Origin of the sequence: Roseateles sp. PN1, assembly GCF_038419725.1 — a bacterium.
Taxonomy (GTDB): domain Bacteria; phylum Pseudomonadota; class Gammaproteobacteria; order Burkholderiales; family Burkholderiaceae_C; genus Paucibacter_A.
The window spans coordinates 340,305-356,818 of sequence record NZ_JBCARA010000003.1 but is presented as its reverse complement, the minus strand read 5'-3'; the positions used below and the strand labels follow the sequence as shown (position 1 = coordinate 356,818).

14 protein-coding genes and 6 tRNA genes are annotated in these 16,514 nt (G+C 62.1%); 9 read left to right on the top strand and 11 right to left on the bottom strand.

The window, feature by feature from the left end; translation table 11 throughout:
* The first annotated feature begins 1 nt into the window (after window position 1).
* The 8 genes from AABB87_RS06650 to AABB87_RS06615 all read left to right on the top strand — a co-directional run bounded on the left by AABB87_RS06650 (window position 2) and on the right by AABB87_RS06615 (window position 3,709).
* The gene (locus AABB87_RS06650) at window positions 2–1,249 is read left to right on the top strand and encodes an O-succinylhomoserine sulfhydrylase (protein WP_341970520.1); all 1,248 of its coding nucleotides are present in this window, start codon (window positions 2–4) and stop codon (window positions 1,247–1,249) included.
* On the top strand, window positions 1,246–2,646 hold the full coding sequence (gltX, locus tag AABB87_RS06645) for a glutamate--tRNA ligase (protein ID WP_341970519.1): 1,401 nt from the start codon (window positions 1,246–1,248) through the stop codon (window positions 2,644–2,646). Before AABB87_RS06650 ends, gltX begins: the two co-directional genes overlap by 4 nt.
* A 115-nt stretch (window positions 2,647–2,761) precedes the next feature.
* A tRNA-Ala gene (locus tag AABB87_RS06640) sits at window positions 2,762–2,837 on the top strand.
* Between the two features lie 97 nt (window positions 2,838–2,934).
* Window positions 2,935–3,010, top strand: a tRNA-Glu gene (locus tag AABB87_RS06635).
* Window positions 3,011–3,110: 100 nt separating this feature from the next.
* Window positions 3,111–3,187, top strand: a tRNA-Asp gene (locus tag AABB87_RS06630).
* A gap of 152 nt (window positions 3,188–3,339) precedes the next feature.
* Window positions 3,340–3,415, top strand: a tRNA-Ala gene (locus AABB87_RS06625).
* Window positions 3,416–3,484: 69 nt separating this feature from the next.
* Window positions 3,485–3,560, top strand: a tRNA-Glu gene (locus AABB87_RS06620).
* Between the two features lie 72 nt (window positions 3,561–3,632).
* A tRNA-Asp gene (locus tag AABB87_RS06615) sits at window positions 3,633–3,709 on the top strand.
* Window positions 3,710–3,896: 187 nt separating this feature from the next.
* Here AABB87_RS06615 and lexA read toward each other — a convergent pair.
* Complete coding sequence (lexA, locus tag AABB87_RS06610; RefSeq protein ID WP_341970518.1) at window positions 3,897–4,640, bottom strand: transcriptional repressor LexA; 744 nt, start codon at window positions 4,638–4,640, stop codon at window positions 3,897–3,899.
* 90 nt (window positions 4,641–4,730) lie between these two features.
* Between lexA and AABB87_RS06605 the strand changes: the two genes are divergently transcribed.
* Window positions 4,731–5,705 (top strand): asparaginase, encoded by a 975-nt coding sequence (locus AABB87_RS06605; RefSeq protein WP_341970517.1) that lies wholly within the window; start codon window positions 4,731–4,733, stop codon window positions 5,703–5,705.
* A gap of 19 nt (window positions 5,706–5,724) precedes the next feature.
* On the opposite strand, the gene AABB87_RS06600 is transcribed toward AABB87_RS06605, so the two are convergent.
* The 10 genes from AABB87_RS06600 to queF all read right to left on the bottom strand — a co-directional run bounded on the left by AABB87_RS06600 (window position 5,725) and on the right by queF (window position 16,384).
* Window positions 5,725–7,182 carry an esterase-like activity of phytase family protein gene (locus AABB87_RS06600; protein WP_341970516.1) on the bottom strand — a complete coding sequence of 486 codons (1,458 nt, stop codon included), beginning with the start codon at window positions 7,180–7,182 and terminating at the stop codon, window positions 5,725–5,727.
* A gap of 78 nt (window positions 7,183–7,260) precedes the next feature.
* A complete protein-coding gene (locus tag AABB87_RS06595; protein WP_058722192.1) occupies window positions 7,261–7,686 on the bottom strand; it encodes an organic hydroperoxide resistance protein in 426 nt (141 codons plus the stop codon).
* A gap of 57 nt (window positions 7,687–7,743) precedes the next feature.
* Window positions 7,744–8,244: a MarR family winged helix-turn-helix transcriptional regulator gene (locus AABB87_RS06590; protein ID WP_341970515.1), complete on the bottom strand. Its 501-nt coding sequence runs from the start codon at window positions 8,242–8,244 to the stop codon at window positions 7,744–7,746.
* 234 nt (window positions 8,245–8,478) lie between these two features.
* Window positions 8,479–10,482: an ABC-F family ATP-binding cassette domain-containing protein gene (locus tag AABB87_RS06585; protein ID WP_341970514.1), complete on the bottom strand. Its 2,004-nt coding sequence runs from the start codon at window positions 10,480–10,482 to the stop codon at window positions 8,479–8,481.
* Complete coding sequence (gene prmB, locus AABB87_RS06580; protein ID WP_341970513.1) at window positions 10,479–11,378, bottom strand: 50S ribosomal protein L3 N(5)-glutamine methyltransferase; 900 nt, start codon at window positions 11,376–11,378, stop codon at window positions 10,479–10,481. The genes AABB87_RS06585 and prmB overlap by 4 nt, the downstream gene beginning before the upstream one ends.
* The gene (gene dapE, locus AABB87_RS06575) at window positions 11,375–12,520 is read right to left on the bottom strand and encodes a succinyl-diaminopimelate desuccinylase (RefSeq protein WP_341970512.1); all 1,146 of its coding nucleotides are present in this window, start codon (window positions 12,518–12,520) and stop codon (window positions 11,375–11,377) included. Before dapE ends, prmB begins: the two co-directional genes overlap by 4 nt.
* A 12-nt stretch (window positions 12,521–12,532) precedes the next feature.
* Complete coding sequence (locus AABB87_RS06570; RefSeq protein ID WP_058719803.1) at window positions 12,533–13,690, bottom strand: PilT/PilU family type 4a pilus ATPase; 1,158 nt, start codon at window positions 13,688–13,690, stop codon at window positions 12,533–12,535.
* A 169-nt stretch (window positions 13,691–13,859) separates the two neighbouring features.
* Window positions 13,860–14,684, bottom strand: coding sequence for a 2,3,4,5-tetrahydropyridine-2,6-dicarboxylate N-succinyltransferase (gene dapD / locus AABB87_RS06565; protein ID WP_058719802.1), 825 nt, complete (start codon window positions 14,682–14,684; stop codon window positions 13,860–13,862).
* Between the two features lie 33 nt (window positions 14,685–14,717).
* The gene (gene dapC, locus AABB87_RS06560; protein ID WP_341970511.1) at window positions 14,718–15,941 is read right to left on the bottom strand and encodes a succinyldiaminopimelate transaminase; all 1,224 of its coding nucleotides are present in this window, start codon (window positions 15,939–15,941) and stop codon (window positions 14,718–14,720) included.
* A gap of 11 nt (window positions 15,942–15,952) precedes the next feature.
* Window positions 15,953–16,384, bottom strand: coding sequence for a preQ(1) synthase (queF, locus tag AABB87_RS06555; protein WP_058722190.1), 432 nt, complete (start codon window positions 16,382–16,384; stop codon window positions 15,953–15,955).
* Between the last annotated feature and the right edge of the window lie 130 nt (window positions 16,385–16,514).

Sequence of the window (16,514 nt, the reverse complement as noted above, 5' to 3'; positions counted from 1 at the left end):
GATGAGTTTGAGTGACGAAGAGCGCCGCATTGCCCGCGCTCGCCTGCCCGAGGGCTTGCGCCCCGAGACGCTGGCGGTGCGCACCGCGCTGGCGCCCAGCCAGCATGGCGAGAATTCCGAGGCCTTGTTCCTGACCAGCGCCTTTGTGCAGCCCGACGCTGCCACCTCGGCGCAGCGTTTTGCAGCCTCTGAAGATTTCACCTACGCGCGCACCAGCAACCCGACCGTGCGCAGCCTTGAAGCACGTCTGGCGGCGATGGAAGGCACCGAAGCCGCCGTAGCTACCGCAACCGGCATGAGCGCCATCCTGCTGCTCGGCATGGGCCTGCTGAAAGCGGGCGACCATGTGATCTGCTCGCGCTCGGTGTTCGGGTCGACGATCAATCTGTTCGCCAAGGAGTTCGGCAAGTTCGGTGTCGAGACCACGTTCGTCTCGCAGACCGATCCGGCTGAATGGCAGGCTGCCGTCCGGCCAACGACCAAGCTGCTGTTCGCCGAGACGCCGACCAATCCGCTGACCGAGGTGTGCGACATCCAGGCGCTGGCCGACATCGCCCACGCGGCCGGTGCCTTGCTGGCGGTGGACAACACCTACTCGACGCCCGCACTGCAACGGCCGGTCGATTTCGGTGCCGATGTCGTCATGCACTCGGCGACCAAGTACATGGACGGCCAGGGCCGCGTGATGGCCGGTGCCTTGTGTGGCACGAATCGTCTGATCCGTGACGTGTTTGGCCCGGTGCTGCGCACAGTCGGCATGACCTTGGCGCCCTTTAACGCCTGGGTTGTGCTGAAGGGCTTGGAGACCTTGAGCTTGCGCATGAAGGCACAGAGCGATCAAGCATTGGCCGTGGCCCGCTGGCTCGAAGCCCGCCCCGAGGTCGCTCGCGTCTACTACCCGACGCTGGCCTCGCATCCCCAGCATGATTTGGCGATGCGCCAGCAGTCGGGGCAGGGCGGTGCGGTGCTGTCATTCGAACTGCATGCCGATTCACCTGAAGCGGCACGGGCGGCGGCTTTCCACATCATCGACAGCACCCGCGTGCTCAGCGTCGCCACCAATCTGGGCGACACCAAGTCCATCATCACTCACCCGGCCACCACCTCGCACGGGCGCTTGTCTGACGCGCAGCGCCAAGCCGCCGGCATCAGCCAGGGCTTGATCCGTCTGGCCGTTGGCCTGGAGCATGTGGACGACATCACCGACGACCTGCTTCGCGGTCTATCAACTTTGAATCACTCGAAATGAGCCAAGCCATCACCCCTGTCCGCACCCGTATTGCGCCGTCGCCGACCGGTTTCCTGCACCTGGGCACGGCCCGCACCGCCTTGTTCTCCTGGGCCTATGCCCGCCACTTCGGTGGTGAGTTCGTGCTGCGCATTGAAGACACCGATGTGGCCCGCTCCACCCAAGATTCGGTGGATCAAATCATTGCGTCCATGAACTGGCTGGGCCTGACTTACGACGAAGGCCCGATCTATCAGATGCAGCGTCTGGATCGCTACCAAGCCGTGGTGGACAGCATGTTGGCTGCCGGCACCGCTTATCGCTGCTATTGCTCGCCGGAAGAGCTGGAAGAAATGCGCGAAGGCCAGCGCGCGCGTGGTGAGAAGACCGGCTACGACGGCCGTTGGCGCCCGGCTCCCGGCAAGGTGCTGCCGCCCGTGCCCGAAGGCGTGGCGCCGGTGATCCGTTTCATGAACCCGCCCGAAGGCGATGTGACTTGGGACGATCTGGTCAAAGGCCCCATCACCATCAATAACCGCGAAATCGACGACTTGATCATCGTGCGGCCCGACGGCGTGCCGACCTACAACTTTTGTGTGGTGGTGGATGACTGGGACATGAAGATCAGCCACGTCTTCCGCGGCGACGAGCATGTCAACAACACGCCTTGGCAGATCAATATCTTCAATGCCCTGGGTGCACCGCTGCCCAAGTTCGGCCACTTCCCGGTGATTCTGGGTGACGATGGTTTGAAGCTGTCCAAGCGCCGCGGCGCCGTCAGCGTCACCAACTATGAAGAAATGGGCTATCTGCCGGAAGCCATGCTCAACTATCTGTCACGCCTGGGCTGGAGCCACGGTGATGACGAGTTGTACTCGCGTGAGCAATTGGTGGCTTGGTTCGATGGCACCCATCTCAACAAGAGCCCGGCGCAGTGGGACCCGGCCAAGCTGGAGTGGGTCAATAGCCACTACATGAAGCAGGCTGATGACGCTCATCTGGCTGGTCTGGTGCAAGCGCAATTGCTCAAGCGTGGCATCAGCGCTGAACTACCGCAGTTGAAAGCCATGGCGGCCTTGTTCAAGGATCGTTGTGCAACCACAGTGGCCTTGACCGATTGGCTGGCCATGTACTTCAATGATGTGAACCCAAGCGCTGACGATCTGGCGACCCATGTCACCGATGCAGTCAAACCCGCTTTGGCGACCTTCGCTGACAAGTTGGCTGGCATCGAGTGGAACAAGGCGAGCATTGCCGCGGCCATCAAGGAAACCATCGCTGCCCATGGCTTGAAGATGCCCCAACTCGCCATGCCGGTGCGTGCTTTGGTGTGCGGTCGGGTGCAAACGCCCAGCGTCGATGCAGTGCTGGAACTGTTTGATAAAGAAATTGTCATCAAACGCTTGCGCAGCGCCTAATTTTCGTTCTACAATCTACGTCTTGCTTGAACAGCGCGAAACATCAAAACGCTGCTTTGGGTCGAATGAGGGTCTGGCTAGCTAGAATTCTTGTGCGGCAAAAAGTAAAGAGTTTGGGGGTATAGCTCAGCTGGGAGAGCGCTTGCATGGCATGCAAGAGGTCAGCGGTTCGATCCCGCTTACCTCCACCAAAGTATTAGATTTAAAAATTTATACTCTAAGTGGCGCGCAGTTCGGTAAGTAGCGATAATGTTGTGTATAATGCGCAGCAATATTGAAGAAGGTTTAGTCCCCTTCGTCTAGAGGCCTAGGACACCACCCTTTCACGGTGACTACAGGGGTTCGAATCCCCTAGGGGACGCCAAGTTTGATAAGGCTTGGTAAATGTTTGAGAGATTAGAAATAATCTGAAAATATTTACAAAACTTGTCGATGAGTGCTGATATAATATCAGTTCTTCATCTGGAGTGGTAGTTCAGTTGGTTAGAATACCGGCCTGTCACGCCGGGGGTCGCGGGTTCGAGTCCCGTCCACTCCGCCAACGTATTAAATGCATAGATTTCGGTCTGTGTATGTGTTTGAAGGCTCAACTTAATGAGTCGACAAGCGGCCAAGAGATTGGCCGCTTGCATTTAAGAGTTGAGTTTAGAGTTTTAGCTTGAACGGCGCGATGCCCGCATTCTGACAAGATTCGGGGGTATAGCTCAGCTGGGAGAGCGCTTGCATGGCATGCAAGAGGTCAGCGGTTCGATCCCGCTTACCTCCACCATGATTTCATCCTGTGGGTGGGGTCAAGGCGGCGCGCGGTTCGGGTGTGAATTGAAAATTAGAAGGTTTAGTCCCCTTCGTCTAGAGGCCTAGGACACCACCCTTTCACGGTGACTACAGGGGTTCGAATCCCCTAGGGGACGCCAAGTTTGATAAGGCTTGGTAACTGCTAGCAGTTACATAACTTATCGATGTTGCGAAACTATATTCGCACATCTGGAGTGGTAGTTCAGTTGGTTAGAATACCGGCCTGTCACGCCGGGGGTCGCGGGTTCGAGTCCCGTCCACTCCGCCAACATTTTGAAAGCCCCGATAACTTGTTATCGGGGCTTTTTCTTTGCCTGAATACTTAACTGGCAAACAGAATTAGATTGGTATGCAGTTACTTCGTGGCTGTGATGATCGGCAAGAGTATTTGCATACTCGTGCAGATCATTCCCCAAGCGCCAATCAACCGCCCTCTAATTGCCTGCCCAATCGCCTCAATTAAATAGGCTGTTGCGAATCAAGCCGACGGCCAAGCCTTCCAGGGCGAAGCTGTCTTCATCCGCTTTCGCAATCAGTATGGGCTCGAACTCGGCGTTCTCGGGGTGCAATTCAATGCCGTTGCGGCTGCGCTGGTAGCGCTTGACCGTCACTTCGTCACCCAGGCGCGCCACAACGATCTGGCCATTCTTGGCTTCGCTGCACTTTTGCACCGCGAGCAGGTCGCCGTCCAGAATGCCGATGTCTTTCATGCTCATGCCTTTGACCTTGAGCAGAAAGTCCGGCCGGCGCGCGAACATGCTGGCTTCGACCGTATAGCTTTGTTCGATGTGTTCCTGGGCCAAGATGGGGTGGCCAGCTGCCACGCGCCCGACCAAAGGCAGGGTCAGCTGAGCCAAGCTGGCCAGCGGCAGCGAAAACTGCGCGGCTGACTGGCCTTTCAAGCGGCTACCGCCCGCAGAAATACCGCTGGCGCGCGCCTCTTTGGCATCGCGTGCTTCATTCAGCGCACGCAAAGTGCCTGACTTGAGCCGAATTCCACGCGAGGTGCCGCCCACCAATTCAATCGCACCCTTGCGCGCCAAGGCCTGCAGATGCTCTTCCGCCGCATTGGCCGATTTGAAGCCGAGCTCGGCTGCGATTTCTGCACGCGTCGGTGGGGCGCCAGTCAGTTCGATGGCTTGGCGCACCAGATCCAGAATTTGCTGTTGGCGGGGCGTGAGTTTGGGGCTGTCATCCATATCGGTCCTCGTTTGTGATCCAATGATCAACTGCCTGAATATATATCCAGTAGCTGTATTTTCATCCAGTCAAAGCAAGAAAATATGTCAATGAGCGCCGAAAAATCAAGCATCGAGGGTGTTGGCCCTCTCTCCACTACCGCCAGTCTGGTCGTCATTCTTGGCACCGGCGGCACGATTGCCGGCACCGCGGCCAATGCTGCGGACAATGTGGGTTACCAAGCCGCCCAGCTCGGTGTCGATCATTTGGTGCAGGCCGTCCCTGCGCTGGCCAGCCACCGGCTGGAAATGCAGCAAGTGGCGCAGTTAGACAGCAAAGACATGGACATCGCCACCTGGCAACGCTTGGCTCAAGCAGTTGCCGCACATTTGGCGCGCCCAGAAGTGGCTGGCATTGTCATCACCCATGGCACCGATACGCTGGAAGAAACCGCCTACTTTTTGCAGCGCGTGCTGGCGCCGAGTAAACCGGTGGTGCTGACCTGTGCGATGCGCCCGGCCACGGCCTTGCAGGCAGATGGCCCGCAGAATCTGCTGGATGCCGTGGTGCTGGCCCAGGACGCACGTGCCTCGGGTGTACTTGTGATGGCCGCTGGTCGTGTCCATGCGGCCGAGCAAGTGCAAAAAGCGCACAGCTACCGCATTGACGCTTTTCGCTCCCGCGACGATGCGATTTGCGGCGTGATGGAAGAGGGCGTTTTGCGTGAGTGGGGCGCTTGGCCGCGCGGTGTGGCGGTGGGCCTGGATCGCATCGCCAAGCCGGCGGATCAGTGGCCACAGGTGCAGATTGTGCTGAACCATGTGGGTGCCGATGGGCTGCTGGTGGAAGCCTTGGTGGGCTTGGGCTGCGCCGGCTTGGTGGTGGCCGGCACCGGCAATGGCACGCTGAGCGAGCGCCTGACTCAGGCTTTGCTGCAGGCTCAGGCCCAGGGCGTGCGGGTGCTGCGCTGCAGCCGCTGCGACGCGGGGCCGGTGATCGGTGGCGACGACAGCGGCCTGCCCAGTGCAGGCACGCTGTCGGCCGTCAAGGCCAGGGTGGAGCTGATGCTTCAGCTCCTGGCCTGAACTGCGGACAGATCCGCGCTCAGTTGCTGTTGGCTGCCTTGCGGCGGCGGGCGGCGGCCAAGGGGATGCCCGCCATCAAACCGGCCAGCAGCAGCGCATAGCTGCCGGGTTCCGGCACGGCGCTGATTTGCTGGGGCACGTAGGCGGAGCCGTTCAGATCTGCATCGCTGAAAGCAAACACATACCACTGGTTGGGGTTGTTCAAGCCCTTGGGTGAGCTGGCCAAGAAGTCGTTGTCATTGGCGATGTACAGGGTGTGCTTGAGCACGCCGCCCACCATGATGTCTTCGCCAAAGCTCATGCCTTCGAGCTTGGCTGGAATCTGCGCATCGCTGATGCCTTGGGCATTCAGGGCTTGCTTGAGGTCCAGGAACAGGCTCTTGCTTGGAGCGAGTGCCAGCAGGTTTTTCTCGCCGGAGATGCCGCTGACGTCGGTGGCGTTGGCCAGATCTACTTTGTAAATGCTTTTGAACTTGGTGCTCGAGTCGTCGCCCAAGCCCTTGCCATCACGTTCCAAGACCAGGAACTCGTGATCGTTCAGCGCCAGGATTTCGCTACTGTTGTAGTTCTTCTTGGTGATGGGATCGTAGTTGTTATAGGCGAATTGCTTGGTGGCGCCGGTGGCGATGTCGATGCTGATGAAGCGGTTGGCAGCGCCACCGTCACCGCCGTCTTGTGCAAGCGGGCTTTGCATAAAGCCCATCAGGGTCTTGCCATCGGGCGTGATGGCCAGGCCTTCCATGCCCTTGTTGGTGACGCGTCCGCTGCCGGTGTTGTTGGCAATCTCGAGGGCGCCTTGAGCATTTTGCTGGCTGATGCCCAGATTGGCCGGCAGGACGAATGACTTGAGTCGGGCGCCGGTGGCGCGGTCGAATTGATAGACGGCGGGGCCGTACTCATCGCTCACGAAGACGCTGCGGCCGTCGTTCGAGAGGCGCAGACCTTCCGGGTCGAGGCGGGCGTTGCCGCTGTTCAAAGACCCGCCGGCGCCGAAGGCATCGGAGCGGCCGGTGAAGTAGTTCTTGCCATCCTTGCTCAAGCTCGGTGCGCTGCCGTAGTTCAAGGCGCTGGCACTGTAGAGCAAGGTGGTGGCATTCAGCTTGGCACCCAAGGTGAAGGGCAGGGCGCCGCCGGCTGATGCGGTCAAGCTCAGCTGCATGGTTTGTAGGCGAGGAATGAAGGAGGTGGTGTTGTCGACCGCGCCGTTCCAGTTTGTCGCGTTGGGACCGCGGTCAGGCAGTGCGATGAAGGTGTTGCCGCCGGCCCAGGCCACGGCTGAACCGAGGCCGCCAAGCAGATCGCCGGCGATGCCGTTTTCAAGTGCGGCACTTTGGCCGGAGAGATCGCGCAGCGCGCCACTCAGGCTGCCCGTGGCCACCAAAGTGATGGTCGCTGCGGCCGGCGTGGCGGCTGCGGCGGCTGCCAGCCCGATGGCGATCAGGCTGGCGAGTCGTTGAAGGGCGTGCTTGGAGCTCATGGCTTGACCTTTGTGGAAGAAGTTCGACAAAGCTTCAAACCATAGAGCCCCTCCGTGACTCCCTTGTGACGAGGACTTTTAGACCAACGTCAGCGTCACGTCGATATTGCCGCGGGTGGCGTTCGAGTAAGGGCAGACCTGGTGCGCGGCGTTGATCAGGGCCTGTGCAGCGTCCCGGTCCATGCCCGGCAAGCTGATGCGCATTGCCACTTGAATGCCGAATCCGCCGGTGATGGGGCCAATGCCCACGTCCGAGGTGATGGAAACATCCGCCGGAACGCTGATCTTTTGGCCGGCAGCAACAGCCTTCATGGCGCCGATGAAGCAGGCGGAGTAGCCGGCCGCGAAGAGCTGCTCCGGGTTGGTGCCGGGGCCGCCGGCGCCACCCAATTCACGGGGTGTGCTCAGCTCAACTTTGAGCGCGCCGTCGCTGGACGATGCATTGCCTTGACGGCCGCCGTTGGCGGTAGCGGTAGCGGTGTAGAGAACTTTGTCGAGGGCCATGGTCATGTACTCCGTGAGGTCGTTGGTGGGTGGGGGAAAAAAAAATGAAAAACGAAATCAGTCGCTGGCTTGGGCTTTGGAAAGCTCCAGGCGCAGCGCATGTAAACGCTGTGTGAGGGAGGAGATTTCTTCGAGTGAACAGGCGCTGGCGCAAGCCAGTTCATGCGGGATGCTTTTGGCTTGGGCCCTTAATGCTTTGCCAGCAGGCGTCAAGCCAATGTCGACACGGCGCTCGTCATCTTTGGCGCGCTGGCGGCTGATCAGGGTGGCGGCTTCCAAGCGCTTGAGCAATGGCGTCAAGGTGCCGGAGTCCAGCGACAGGCGCTGACCCAAGGCCGAGACGCTGATGCCGTCTTGCTCCCACAACACCAGCATCACCAAATACTGCGGATAGGTCAGGCCTAGCGGCGCCAGCAGCGGCTTGTAGAGCTTGGTCATGGCCAGCGAGCTGGCGTAGAGCGCGAAGCACAGTTGCTGGTCCAGCTGTAGCCAATCGGGTGGGCTGCGGCGTGATGAGCCTGCGGTGTTGGCTGATTTGGGGCTTTGCGTGGAAGGCATGGCGTAACTGTAGTTGGCAATTGAATTGCGTACAACTTAAATGGTTATTCAGAGAAGTGCTAAACGGGCTAGGGCGTTTGGGCAAGTTCGGAGCGTCTGCCCCAGGTCGGCAGCCAGGCGAACAGGTATGAAAAAAGGGCCCGAAGGCCCTTTTGTTTGCATTCCGCAGTTGCGCGCTTAGCTGCGCTTTGATGCGGAAATACGGCTGGTGCGCTGATGCGCTGAGGCCTAGCGTTAGCTGGCCGCCTGAATGGCGTCGACCTCGGCGCCCAGGGCCAGCCAGCGCAGCTCGGCGGCTTCCAGTTCGTCGTGAATGCCTTTCAGGCGCTTGCCCAATTCGGCGATTTGCGCGGGCGTTGCCTTGCCCGAGGCCAGTTCGGCCTCAACCGCGCTGCGTTCATCGGCCAACTTGTTCAGCTTGACGTCGATGGCATCCATCTCGCGGCGCAGCGGTTTCGTCTGCTCGGCCAGGCGTTGACGGGCTTGGCCGCTGAGTTTGCGATCCTCGCGCGCCGCAGGCTTGGCCGCTTCGGCGGCAGGTGCGGCGGCTGCCACGGGCGCGGCCTCAGCAGCGACAGCGGGCTTCTTGCCCATCGCCTTGCTGGCTTGTTTGGCAGCTTCCTTGGCGGCCTTGGCGGCTTCCTTGGATTGCTCGAGCAACCACTTCTGGTAGTCGTCCAGGTCACCGTCAAAGGGAGACACCGCGCCCTTGGTCACCAGCCAGAACTCATCGCAGACTTCACGCAGCAAGGCGCGGTCGTGGCTGACCAGCATCACCGTGCCTTCAAACTCGTTCAGCGCGATGGACAGTGCCTCGCGGGTGTTGAGGTCCAAATGGTTGGTTGGCTCGTCCAGCAGCAAGAGGTTGGGGCGCTGCCAGACCAGCATGGCCAGCACCAGGCGCGCCTTTTCGCCACCCGAGAGGCTGCCCACTTGCTGGTTCACCATCTCGCCGACAAAGCGGAACTGGCCCAGGAAGTCGCGCAGCTCTTGCTCGCGCGCGCCAGGGCTGCATTCCTTGGCCAAGCGCACCATGTGCGAGAGCGGGCCTTCGTCGGGGCGCAGCACATCCATTTCCTGCTGGGCGAAGTAGCCAATGGTCAGGCCCTTGCCTTCGGTGATCTTGCCGCCCATGGCGCGCTGCATGCGCGCCACGGTTTTGACCACGGTGGACTTGCCCTGGCCGTTAGCACCCAAGATGCCGATGCGCTGGCCGGCCAGCACCGAGCGGTTGATGCCGCGCACGATGATGTTCTCGACGCCATCGACCTCGTAGCCGCAAGCCACTTCGTCGAACATCAGCATGGGGTTGGGCAGGCTGACGGGCTCGCGGAATTCGAAGTTGAAGTCGGCCGCCGCCAGCACTGGCGCCAGCTTTTCCATGCGCTCCAGGGCCTTGACCCGGCTTTGTGCCTGCTTGGCCTTGCTGGCCTTGGCCTTGAAGCGGTCAATGAACTTCTGCAAGTGGGCGATGCGCTCTTGCTGCTTGCCGAAGGCGGCGGTTTGCTGTTCCATGCGCTCGGCGCGCATGGATTCAAAGGCGGTGTAGTTGCCGCCGTAGCGCATCAGCTTGGTTTCATCCAGGTGCAGGGTGACCTTGGTGATGGCATCGAGGAATTCGCGGTCATGGCTGATGACGATCAGGGTGCCGTCATAGCGCTGCAACCAGGCTTCCAGCCAGACCAGGGCGTCCAAGTCCAAGTGGTTGGTCGGCTCGTCCAGCAGCATCAACTCGGCCGGGCACATCAGCGCGCGCGCCAGTTGCAAGCGCATGCGCCAGCCGCCCGAGAAGCTATTCACCGGGGCCTCGACCTGCTCGCCCTTGAAGCCCAAGCCCATCAGCAGGGCTTGCGCGCGCGGCTTGGCGTCGAAAGCGCCGGCGTCCATCAGCATGGCGTGGGCATCGGCCATCGCGTGGCCGTCTTCGGCGGCTTCCGCCTCTTCGAGTGCCTTGCGTGCAGCCATCAGGCGCACATCGCCTTCCAGCACATAGTCGGTGGCCGAGTCTTCGGTTTCCGGCATGTTCTGCGCCACTTCGCCCACCGCCCATTGGCGTGGGATGTCGACCTCACCCTTATCGCTTTGCAGCCGGTCGGTCAGCAGTGCGAACAAGCTGGACTTGCCGGCGCCGTTGCGGCCCACCAGGCCGATTTTTTCACCCGGCTGCAGGGTGACCGAGGCATCGTCCAGGACGATTTTGCTGCCGCGGCGCAGGGTGACATTGCGAATGGTGATCATGGCTGGGCGCCCTCATTGTTCTTGTTCATCGACTTCAACAGCGCTTCCTGGGTCACCAGCAACACCTGATCTTCTCCGGCCGATGTTTCCATCCAGGCCACTTCCAATTGCGGGAATGCCGCTTCAAAAAACTCGCGCTCGTTGCCGATCTCCAGCACCAACACGCCGTGCTCGTTGAGGTGCGCGGGCGCGGCACGCAGCAGCTCGCGCACAAAGTCCATGCCGTCGCTGCCGCCCGCCAGGGCCAGCTCGGGCTCGGCCCGGTACTCGGCCGGCAGGGCGGCCATGGACTGGCTGTTGACGTAAGGCGGGTTGCACAGAATCAGGTCATAACGCTTGGCCCCGGCGGGCTGCAGGCCGTCGCCTTGCAGCAGGCGGATGCGCGCTTGCAGGCCGTGTTTGTCCACATTGATGCGGGCCACGGCCAGGGCGTCGGCGCTGAGGTCGATGGCATCCACCGCCACCTCGGGCCAGGCCATGGCTGCCAAGACTGCCAGGCTGCCATTGCCGGTGCACAGGTCCAGCACGGCCTGGGTTTGGTCGGACAACCAAGCGTCAATGCTGCCATCGGCCAGCAGCTCAGCAATGAAGCTGCGCGGCACGATGGCGCGCTCGTCGACGTAGAAATCCACGCCCTGCAGCCAGGCCTCGCGGGTCAGGTAGGCGGCCGGCTTGCGGGTGGCGATGCGCTCTTCAATCAAGGCGGCGATTTGGCTTTGTTCGGCATCGCTGAGCGCGCGCTCAGCGTGTTCGTCCAGGCTGTCCAGCGGCAATTGCAAGCGCCACAAGACCAGCCAGGCGGCTTCGTCAAAGGCGTTGGTGGTGCCATGCCCAAATGAAACGCCCGCCTCGGTCAGGCGGGCGGCGTGCAATTCAATGCAGGAGATCAGGTTCACAGCAGCAGGTTCTCCAGCGTGCGTCGGTAGATATTCTTCAGCGGTTCCAGGCTGTCGGCGGGCAGGTACTCGTCGATCTTGTGGATGCTGGCGTTGATGGGGCCGAATTCCACGACCTGGGGGCAGATCTTGGCGATGAAGCGGCCGTCCGAGGTGCCGCCTGTGGTGGACAGCTGCGTGCTCAAGCCGGTCTCGGCCAGGATGGCCTGTCTCAAGGCTTCGCTCAAGCTGCCCACCGGGGTCAGGAAGGGCTCGCCACCCAGGGTCCAGTCCAGCGCATATTCCAGCCCGTGGCGGGCCAGCAGGGCTTGCACCCGGGTCTTCAGCGACTCCGGCGTGGACTCGGTTGAGAAACGGAAATTGAAGTCCAACACCATCTCACCGGGAATCACATTGGTGGCGCCGGTGCCGGCCTTGATGTTGGAAATCTGAAAGGTGGTGGCCGGGAAGTAGCTATTGCCATCGTCCCAGTGCATGGCCGTCAGCTCGGCGATGGCGGGTGCCGCTTGGTGCACCGGGTTGCGCGCCAATTGCGGGTAGGCCACATGGCCTTGCACGCCCTTGATGCGCAGCTTGCCGCTGAGCGAGCCGCGCCGGCCGTTCTTGACCATATCGCCTACGCGTTCCACCGAGGTCGGCTCGCCGACGATGCAATAGTCCAGGCGTTGGCCTTGGGCTTTGAGCTGTTCGCAGCAGACCTTGGTGCCATCGACCGAAGGGCCTTCTTCATCGCTGGTCAGCAAGCAGGCCAGGCTGCCCATATGGCTGGGATGGGCGGCGCAGAATTCTTCGGCGGCCACCACAAAAGCGGCCAGCGAACCCTTCATATCGGCGGCACCGCGGCCGTAGATGCGGCCGTCGCGGTAGCTGGGCACAAAGGGGTCGGAGCTCCAGGCGTCGAGCCGCCCGGGCGGCACCACATCGGTGTGGCCGGCAAACACCAGCACCGGGCCGTCCGGCGCACCGCGCTTGATGGCCCACAGATTGCTGACGCGGAAATTGTCCGGGCCGCTGTCCATGCGCTGCAGCTCGAAGCCCAGCTGAGACAGGCGTTGGCCGATCAGTTCCAGGCAACCGGCGTCATCGGGCGTGACCGAAGGGCGCGCGATCAGCGCCTCCAAAAGGGCAAGGGTTTGGCTCATCGAGGGGCGGGCTCAGTCGTGGCGCACGTCGAGCGTGATTTCGGTGAAGCTGGCCTCGTCGCTGGCGGCTTCTTCCTTCTTGCCTGCAGCTGCCTTGCCCATTGCGGGGCCTTCGTTTTGCAAACGCCAGAGCAGATTGGTGGGCGAGTCAGCGAAGGCCAGGCCTTCTTCGCGGGTGATGGTGCCGTCCTTGATGAGCTTGGCGAAATGCTCTTCGTAGGTCTGCGAGCCTTCGGCGATGGACTTCTCCATCGCTTCCTTGACCGAGGCGAAGTCACCTTGCTCGATGAACTCGGCGATCAGCTTGGTGTTGAGCAAGATCTCAATCACCGGAATGCGCCCGCCCGCCGTGGCCTTGACCAAGCGCTGCGAGACGATGGACTTGAGGCCCGCCGCCAAGTCGTTCAGCAGCGCCGGGCGTGACTCGGGCGTGTAGAAGGACAAGATGCGGTTGAGCGCGTGATAGCTGTTATTGCCGTGCAAGGTGGCCAGCACCAAGTGGCCGGACAGGGCGTAGGAAATCGCCGCCGTCATGGTCTCGCGGTCGCGGATCTCACCAATCAAGATGCAGTCGGGCGATTGGCGCAGCGCGTTTTTCAGCGCCACTTGCAGCGAGGCGGTGTCGCGGCCGACTTCACGCTGGTTGACCACCGAGCGCTTATTGCTGAACAGGTATTCCAGCGGATCCTCGATGGTGAGGATGTGGCCGGCCATATTCAGATTGCGCTGCTCCAGCATGGAGGCCAGCGTGGTGCTCTTGCCCGTGCCGGTGGCGCCCACCATCAGGATCAGGCCGCGCTTTTCCTGCACCAGCTTGCCCAGCACGGGCGGCAGATTGAGCTGCTCCAGCGAAGGGATCACATGCGGAATATGCCGGAACACGCCGGCAATGGTGCCGCGCTGGCGAAAGCCCGAGAGGCGGAAGGAGCCCACGCCGGGCACCGACACCGCCATATTCAGCTCGCCGCTCTGATCCAGCTCGGCCAGTTGAGGCGGGCTCAGCACCTCGGCCAGCAATTGGCGGGGCTGTGAAGGCGAGAGCAGCTGATCCGACAGCTGCACGATCTGCCCGTTCAAGCGGATCAGCACCGGCATATTGGCCGAGAGGTAGACGTCAGACGCACCCTTGTCGGCCATCAGGCGCAGGATGCGCTCCATGTTTCCACTCATGTGGGAATTCCTTCAACGCTTCGTCCGACAAGCCGTGGCGGCTCCGTGCTGGCCCCAGAGCGCTTCGCCCCCGCAGCCATAGCGGCTGGGCCGCTAGGCTGGCTTGGGGCGGCTGTGCCGGCGCGCCCCCTGTGGGTGGCGTGCCTCGCGCTCAAGGGCAGGGCCATGCTCAGGCGCCGCGCAGCAGCTCGTTGATGCTGGTCTTGGAGCGTGTTTGCGCATCGACGCGCTTGACGATCACTGCGCAGTAGAGGCTGTACTTGCCATCGGCCGAGGGCAGATTTCCGCTCACCACCACCGAGCCTGCGGGGATGCGGCCGTAGCTCACTTCGCCGGTGGCGCGGTCATAAATCTTGGTGCTTTGGCCGATGTAAACGCCCATCGAAATCACCGAGTTCTCTTCCACGATCACGCCCTCAACCACTTCGGAGCGTGCGCCGATGAAGCAGTTGTCTTCGATGATGGTGGGGTTGGCTTGCAGGGGCTCGAGCACGCCGCCAATGCCGACGCCGCCGCTCAGATGCACGTTCTTGCCGATCTGCGCGCAGGAACCCACGGTGGCCCAGGTGTCCACCATGGCGCCTTCATCCACATAGGCGCCGATGTTCACGTAGGAAGGCATCAGCACCACGTTCTTGCCCTGGAAACTGCCGCGGCGCGCCACTGCGGGCGGCACCACGCGCACGCCCATGGCGCGGATGGCTTCGTCGCTCAGGCCAGCGAACTTGGTCGGCACCTTGTCGAAGAAGGTCATATCGCCCGAACCCATGATCTGGTTGTCATTCAGGCGGAAGGACAGCAGCACGGCCTTTTTGATCCACTGGTGCACGGTCCACTGGCCCACGGCTTGGCGCTCGGCCACGCGCAGGCGGCCGGCGTCCAGCTCGGCAATCACATGCTCGACGGCTTCGCGCACTTCGGGGGAGTTGCTGGCGTTGATGGAGGCACGGCCTTCCCAGGCTTGGTCGATGATGGATTGCAGCTGTTGTGTCATGGGGATGGAATCAGGCAAAGGTGAAAAAAGGGTTCAAGCGCGGGTTTCTTGCTGAGCGAAGGCGGCAATGCGGTGGGCGGCTTCCAGGCATTCCGCCGTCTCGGCCACCAGGGCCAGGCGGATGCGCCCGGCGCCCGGGTTCACGCCGTGGGCCTCGCGCGCCAACAAGCTGCCGGGCAGGACCGCCACATTGTATTGAGCCAGCAGGCCCTGGGCGAAGGCGATGTCGTCCCCGCCGCAGCAGTTGGCCGGCACTTGCGCCCACAGATAGAAGCCGGCATCCGGCAAGGCCACATGCAGATGCGGCGTCAGCACCGGCGTAACCTGGGCGAATTTGGCGCGGTACTGCTCGCGATTGGCCACCACATGGGCCTCATCGTTCCAGGCCGCGATGCTGGCGGCTTGCACCATCGGGTTCATGGCGCTGCCGTGATAGGTGCGGTAGAGCAAGAAGCGCTTGAGGATGGCCACGTCACCTGCCACAAATCCCGAGCGCAGGCCCGGCACATTGCTGCGCTTGGATAGGCTGGTGAAGGCGATCAGATTGCGGTAGTCGTGCCGGCCGAGCTTGGCCGCCGCTTCCAGGCCGCCCAGCGGCGCTTCATCGCGGAAGTAGATTTCGGAGTAGCACTCGTCCGAAGCGATCACGAAGCCGTAGCGGTCGCTCAGCTCAAACAGGGTGCGCCACTCTTCCAGCGGCATCACTGCGCCTGTCGGGTTGCCGGGCGAGCAGACGTAGAGCAGCTGGGTTTTGGCCCAGGTGGCGGCGTCGATCTGCGACCAGTCGGCCGCGAAATTGCGCGCCGGGTCGCTGTTGGCAAAAGCGGTTTGCGCGCCGGCCAGCAGGGCCGCGCCCTCGTAGATTTGGTAAAACGGATTCGGGCAGACCACCGTGGCGCCGGGGCGGTTGGGGTCAATCACGGTTTGCGCCAGGGCAAACAAGGCCTCGCGCGAACCGTTGACCGGCAGCACCTGGCTGGCTGCGTCGAGTTTGAGGCCATAGCGCCGCTCAATCCAGGCGCAAATGCTTTCGCGCAGAGCCGGCTCCCCGGCCGTGGCCGGATAGACCGACAAGCCCTTGAGGCTGGCCATCAAGGCGTCTTCGATCAGCTTGGGCGCCGGGTGTTTGGGCTCGCCAATGCCCAGGCTGATCGGCCGCAACGCGGGGTTGGGCTGAATGCCGGCATTGAGCGCACGCAGGCGCTCAAAGGGGTAGGGGTGAAGGCGGTCGAGCAGGGGATTGTGGGGCGCGGGCATGGCCGGGTTCATCAGCGCAGCAGGCCTGACTCAAAACCATGCGTGGGCAGGTCGACGCGGGGTGCCGGCTTCCAACCCTTTTTCTGATGCTCCACCACCACATTGGTGTAGATGCCGCCGCGCACATACCACTTGGCCGTGATGCGGATGAAACGCGGCTGGGTGACGCGCACGATGTCTTCCAGAATCGTGTTGGTGACCTTCTCGTGGAAGGCGCCTTCGTCGCGGTAGCTCCAGAAATACATCTTCAGGCTCTTCAGTTCGACGCAATGCTTGTCCGCAATCATGTCGATGGTGAAGTGGGCGAAGTCCGGCTGGCCGGTCAGCGGGCAGTGGCAGGTGAACTCGGGCACCTGGAACTGGATCACATAGTCCCGCTCAGGCGCGGGGTTAGGGAAGGCGTGCAATTCCTTGCTGGGGCGCGAGGGCGGGTTGGGCGGCATCTCGCGCATCGGCGGCGCAAGTTCGGCCGTGGCTTTGGCCTTGCGAGCGGCCGGCTTGGGCTTGGCAGCAGGGGCGGCGGCGCTGGTCTTGGGCAGCGCGGCTGCGGCTTTGGGCGAGGGAGTCTTGGCC

Coding starts and splice junctions, on each gene's coding strand:
- AABB87_RS06570 (WP_058719803.1), bottom strand. CDS start 13,690: ATGAGTGGAAACATGGAGCGCATCCTGCGCCTGATGGCCGACAAGGGT.
- dapC (WP_341970511.1), bottom strand. CDS start 15,941: ATGCCCGCGCCCCACAATCCCCTGCTCGACCGCCTTCACCCCTACCCC.
- dapD (WP_058719802.1), bottom strand. CDS start 14,684: ATGACACAACAGCTGCAATCCATCATCGACCAAGCCTGGGAAGGCCGT.
- AABB87_RS06605 (WP_341970517.1), top strand. CDS start 4,731: ATGAGCGCCGAAAAATCAAGCATCGAGGGTGTTGGCCCTCTCTCCACT.
- lexA (WP_341970518.1), bottom strand. CDS start 4,640: ATGGATGACAGCCCCAAACTCACGCCCCGCCAACAGCAAATTCTGGAT.
- queF (WP_058722190.1), bottom strand. CDS start 16,384: ATGCCGCCCAACCCGCCCTCGCGCCCCAGCAAGGAATTGCACGCCTTC.
- AABB87_RS06595 (WP_058722192.1), bottom strand. CDS start 7,686: ATGGCCCTCGACAAAGTTCTCTACACCGCTACCGCTACCGCCAACGGC.
- AABB87_RS06600 (WP_341970516.1), bottom strand. CDS start 7,182: ATGAGCTCCAAGCACGCCCTTCAACGACTCGCCAGCCTGATCGCCATC.
- AABB87_RS06590 (WP_341970515.1), bottom strand. CDS start 8,244: ATGCCTTCCACGCAAAGCCCCAAATCAGCCAACACCGCAGGCTCATCA.
- gltX (WP_341970519.1), top strand. CDS start 1,246: ATGAGCCAAGCCATCACCCCTGTCCGCACCCGTATTGCGCCGTCGCCG.
- AABB87_RS06585 (WP_341970514.1), bottom strand. CDS start 10,482: ATGATCACCATTCGCAATGTCACCCTGCGCCGCGGCAGCAAAATCGTC.
- dapE (WP_341970512.1), bottom strand. CDS start 12,520: ATGAGCCAAACCCTTGCCCTTTTGGAGGCGCTGATCGCGCGCCCTTCG.
- AABB87_RS06650 (WP_341970520.1), top strand. CDS start 2: ATGAGTTTGAGTGACGAAGAGCGCCGCATTGCCCGCGCTCGCCTGCCC.